We start from the raw sequence: 3,728 nt of genomic DNA, 5'->3' as shown, positions 1-3,728 counted from the left end.
GCCGGGCGGCGGCTGCCGCCGAGCGTCATCTGCGTCAGCAGAAAGGTGATGAGGCCGGCGACCGCGATGCCGGTGACCATCGGCAACGGCGTGCCGTCGAAGAACAGGCCGGCCACGGCCATCGCCGCGGCCCCCGTGGCGAAATGCAGCGTGCCCATCAGGGCCGAGGCCGTGCCGGCGATCTCGCCATGGTCGTCCATCGCCAGAACCGATGTGGCGGGAATGACGAGGCCAAGAAAGCCGAAGCCGACGAACAGTAGCACGACCATGACGCCCAGCCCCTGGAAGCCGGCCGCCATCACGCCGAGCAATCCGAGGGCGGACAGTGCGAAGCCGGCGACGGCGCCGCGCACCACATGCTCAAGGCCGAACCGCTCCGCCAGCATGCCTGTTAGCTGCGACATGGTGAAGAAAGCCACCGCGTTGAGGGAGAAGAACAGGCTGAAGTGGAGCGGTGAAAGACCGTAGTGCTCGATGAGCACGAAGGACGAACTGGCGAGATAGATAAACAGGCCGGCAAGGCCGAAGCCGCCGATGAAGGTCAATCCCAGAAACCTGCGCCGCCCCAACAGGAAGCGGTATCCGGTGAGCGCGCTCGCAAAGGAACTGCCGATGCGGCGTTCGGCCGGGCGTGTCTCGTCCAGCGCGAAGGCCAAAAGAAAGACGCAGAGGACGCCGATCACCGTCATCGTCCAGAACACCGCGCGCCAGCCGAGCGTTTCGATGACGATACTGCCCGTCAGCGGTGCAAGGATGGGCGAGACGGAGAAGACGAGCATCAGGAGCGACATCAGTCTGGCAGCTTGCGTGCCGGTGTGCAGATCGCGCACGATTGCCCGCGGCACCGCCATGCCGGCGGCCGCGCCGACACCCTGAATGAAACGGAACAGAATCAGCCATTCGACGCTCGCCGCGAGCGCCGACCCCACGCTACCCAGGAGAAACAGCCCCAGGCCGGCATAGAGCGGTGGCTTGCGCCCGACCATGTCGGAAACGGGCCCGACGAGAATCTGCGCGCCGCCCATGGACAGGAAGAACACCAGGAGGCTCATCTGCACGGCCGTCGTTCCGGCACCGAGATCGGCGCCGATGGTCGGCAGGGCGGGAAGATACATGTCGATAGCGAAGGGGCCGATGGCGGTCAAAAGGCCGAGCACGACCGCGATGCGGATGAATGCGACAGACATGATTTGCTCTTTCCGATAAAATGCGCGTCGGCGCGGGGTCGGTTCGGAGGACGTCCCGCCTGCAACGATCCCGACGCTCTGACCCCGCCGGGAGTGAATTGGCCAAATTTTTAGACATGATTGTCTAATTCGTCAATCGGACCTATATAAATTTCATGGAATTCGGCAACGCTCCTGACAGTCTCCCGACGCGAGGACACGCCGCCAAGCGGCGTTCGATCATCGATGCGGCCGCTGCGGTCTTTTGCCGCGAAGGCTTTGCGGGCGCCAACATCGACCTCGTGGCGGCGGAAGCCGGCGTCTCTCGCCAGACCGTCTACAACCATCACGGCGACAAGGAGCGACTTTTCGCCGCCGTGGTACAGGAGATGACCGAGCGTTCCAATGCTCATGCCTTCGACGTTCTCAGCACTTTCCCGGACGACCCCGCGGACGTCGAATCGGAGCTGACGGCCTTCGCCGTGCGGTTGAGCGCGAGCCTCATGTGCCGTGGCGAGGGCAGCTTCCTGCGCAAGCTCGTGGAAGCCGAGGGCGACCGGCATCCCGAACTTTTCGAGGTCTGGCGCCACGAAGGCCCCGGCAGGATCTGGTCGGCGCTGGCCGCCCGCTTCGCACGGCTTGCCTATGCGGGCCATCTCGACATCGAGGACCCGGACCTCGCCGCACGCCAGTTCCTGGCCCTGGTCAATGTGGATCTGAAGCTGCCCCTCCTCTTCCGGGAACCAGTGAGCGAGGAGACGCTGCAGGCCAACGCCGCGCGCGCGGTGCGCACATTCCTGCGCGCCTATGGCCGGGATCGCGGGCCACCGCCGCCCGCCCGCGAGGCCTGAAGGTCCTCACACAAACGCCGCCCGGACCTTTTCCTTTGGCGCAAGTGCCCTTTATCCGGTTTACCTCCGCGTAAAGCTTTATTAGAGCTAGGCGCGAGAGCGAGACGAAAAGGACACGCGCCGCCCCCATGTCAGACGATCGTATCCGCTACGACATTCTCGTCCAGGACGCCCTTCGCGGCGTCATGCGCAAGGTCCTGCAGGAGACGGCGGATGCAGGTCTTCCGGGCAATCACCATTTCTTCATCACCTTCATGACCGGCGCCCCCGGCGTGCGCATCTCCAGCCGGCTGAAAGAGCGCTATCCCGAGCAGATGACCATCGTCATCCAGTACCAGTACTGGGATTTGAAGGTGAGCGAGAAAGGCTTCGAGGTCGTACTGTCCTTCGCCGACACGCCGGAGAAGCTCGAAGTGCCCTTCTCCGCCGTGCGCGGCTTCTACGATCCGTCCGCGAATTTCGAGATCGAGTTCGATGTCGCCCGGCCGGAAGCCACCCCGCAGCCGGAGCCCGTCGAAGGCGCGCCAGCGCCGAAGAGCCAGGCGCCCGCCGCGGCCAGGAAGGCGCCCGGCAAGGCCAAGCCCGCTGCCGAGAAGGGCGAGGCGGAGGAAAAGGCGGACGGCAAGGGCGCCGACGTCGTTTCGCTCGACGCTTTCCGCAAGAAGTAGGAATGGCCGAGATCGTCAACCTGCGCATGAAGCGCAAGGAGAAGGCGCGGGCGGACAAACGCCGCCGAGCCGAGGAAAACCGGCAGCGTCACGGGCAGAGCGCTGCCGAGCGCGAGGCTGCGCGCCGGCGCGCAGAGAATGCCGCCAGAGAACTCGAAGGCCATCGCCGCGTCCCCGATCGCGACGAGGGGCAATGAGCCGGCCGCAAAAGCGCTCCGTCACCATTCGCGGGCACCGCACCAGCTTCTCGCTGGAGCCGCCATTCTATGCCGAACTGGAGCGCCTCTCCGAAGAGCGCGGCCTGCCGCTTGCCGCCCTGATCGCCGAGATCGACGCCGCGCGCGCGCCGGACACGAACCTCTCCTCGGCACTGCGGCTCTTCGTCCTGGAACAGGTGAAGCGGGAAGGCGCACGGCCATAGGCGGCGGACCTTGCAGGCAAGCGCCCCTGCCGTCACAGGGATGCGGCAAGGATGAAGAGGCGCGTTCGAGCCTTGACATCGACCTCCGCCGAGGCGGCATCGTTCCGGCATCAGTTCTCGGGTCAAGCCCGAGGATCCATGCCAGAACATCGATACGCCGCCATCGGTCAAGAACGGGGGACCACCGATATGAACGCGGGATGCATTCAGGCGCGTTCACACCCGCCCGTCATCCTGACCAAGGGAGCAGGCAACCGCGAGCCGGGATCTGTTCCGGAGGTCCCGTATCGAAGCGGAGCCGCATCGCATCCTACCGCGGTCCCAATAGTTCCATCAAACGCTCGACCGTCAGATCCTCGGTGTTGAGTATCGGATCGGCATTCGGTTCATTGTCGGTGCGTGCGCTGTCTCCAGGCGTCTCCTGCATGGGCGGAGGCAGTGGCAGCCGTTCGATCCCGCCACCGGAGGCATTGCCCGGCCGGCGCTCCTCCTCCGCATCGGGAGAGGAAAGCTGTTCGCGCCGGCGCGTCTCCTCCTCCGCCGCGCGCTCGCGTGCCAGTTCCTCCTCCTGGCGGCGTGCTTCCTCCGCCGCGCGCTCACGCGCCAGCTCCTCCTGGCGGCG

6 protein-coding genes are annotated in these 3,728 nt (G+C 65.6%); 4 read left to right on the top strand and 2 right to left on the bottom strand.

The genetic code is table 11. The annotated features are described in order from the left end of the window. Window positions 1-1,187, bottom strand: a 1,187-nt coding sequence (locus ACFP9U_RS24270) for a multidrug effflux MFS transporter (RefSeq protein ID WP_378625365.1), incomplete at its 3' end; no start/stop codon positions are given. A gap of 155 nt (window positions 1,188-1,342) precedes the next feature. Between ACFP9U_RS24270 and ACFP9U_RS24265 the strand changes: the two genes are divergently transcribed. The 4 genes from ACFP9U_RS24265 to ACFP9U_RS24250 all read left to right on the top strand — a co-directional run bounded on the left by ACFP9U_RS24265 (window position 1,343) and on the right by ACFP9U_RS24250 (window position 3,106). After that, on the top strand, window positions 1,343-2,017 hold the full coding sequence (locus tag ACFP9U_RS24265) for a TetR/AcrR family transcriptional regulator (RefSeq protein WP_378625363.1): 675 nt from the start codon (window positions 1,343-1,345) through the stop codon (window positions 2,015-2,017). A 128-nt stretch (window positions 2,018-2,145) separates the two neighbouring features. Then, the gene (locus tag ACFP9U_RS24260; protein ID WP_378625362.1) at window positions 2,146-2,685 is read left to right on the top strand and encodes an SspB family protein; all 540 of its coding nucleotides are present in this window, start codon (window positions 2,146-2,148) and stop codon (window positions 2,683-2,685) included. A gap of 2 nt (window positions 2,686-2,687) precedes the next feature. Continuing rightward, the gene (locus ACFP9U_RS24255; RefSeq protein ID WP_378625361.1) at window positions 2,688-2,882 is read left to right on the top strand and encodes a DUF4169 family protein; all 195 of its coding nucleotides are present in this window, start codon (window positions 2,688-2,690) and stop codon (window positions 2,880-2,882) included. Then, on the top strand, window positions 2,879-3,106 hold the full coding sequence (locus ACFP9U_RS24250; protein WP_322452016.1) for a ribbon-helix-helix domain-containing protein: 228 nt from the start codon (window positions 2,879-2,881) through the stop codon (window positions 3,104-3,106). The genes ACFP9U_RS24255 and ACFP9U_RS24250 overlap by 4 nt, the downstream gene beginning before the upstream one ends. Before the next feature lie 310 nt (window positions 3,107-3,416). Here the strand turns inward: ACFP9U_RS24250 and ACFP9U_RS24245 are convergent. Beyond that, window positions 3,417-3,728, bottom strand: a 312-nt coding sequence (locus tag ACFP9U_RS24245; RefSeq protein ID WP_378625359.1) for a hypothetical protein, incomplete at its 5' end; no start/stop codon positions are given.

Origin of the sequence: Nitratireductor sp. GCM10026969 (genome assembly GCF_042660605.1) — a bacterium.
In the GTDB taxonomy this organism is placed as follows: domain Bacteria; phylum Pseudomonadota; class Alphaproteobacteria; order Rhizobiales; family Rhizobiaceae; genus Chelativorans.
This window is presented reverse-complemented; position numbering and strand designations above follow the sequence as displayed.